We start from the raw sequence: 634 nt of genomic DNA on the forward strand, positions 1-634 counted from the left end.
CGCGAGCGCTCGATGGCCGCGTTCAAGGCGGGCAAGAAGGACGTGCTCATCGCCACGGACGTCGCCGCCCGCGGCATCGACGTCAACGACGTCACCCACGTGATCAACCACACGATCCCTGACGACGAGAAGACCTACCTGCACCGCGCCGGCCGCACCGGCCGCGCGGGCCGCACCGGCATCGCCGTGACCTTCGTCGACTGGGACGACGTGCACAAGTGGGCGCTCATCAACCGCGCGCTCGAGTTCGGTCAGCCCGAGCCCACCGAGACCTACTCGTCGAGCCCGCACCTCTACACCGACCTCAACATCCCCGAGGGCACGAAGGGTCGCCTCGTGACGGCTCCCAAGGCCGTCGCCCCGAGGTCCGAGAAGAAGAACGACAGTCCGGATGCCGAGGGCGAACGCGCTCCGCGTCGTCGCCGCCGTCGCGGCGGATCGTCCGGCGCAACGGCTGCCGCTGCGGGTTCCGACTCCGAGAGCGCGTCGCGGGCCGAGGGCGGAGCCGGTACGCACGACGGCGCCGGCAAGGAGCACCACGACGGCAACGCGGCTCCGCGCCGCCGCCGCCGTCGCCGCAGCGGCGGGAGCTCCGGCGCTCCGTCCGCCCCCGTCGCCTGACGCCCCGATGCGG

At 72.9% G+C, this 634-nt stretch carries 1 protein-coding gene; it reads left to right on the plus strand.

Annotated elements, in window-relative coordinates:
• Positions 1-621: C-terminal helicase domain-containing protein (locus P2P98_RS06600; protein WP_275798333.1), on the plus strand; the 621-nt coding region annotated here is incomplete at its 5' end.
• Positions 622-634: the final 13 nt, after the last annotated feature.

Source organism: Microbacterium sp. Kw_RZR3 (assembly GCF_029222405.1).
Lineage (GTDB): Bacteria > Actinomycetota > Actinomycetes > Actinomycetales > Microbacteriaceae > Microbacterium.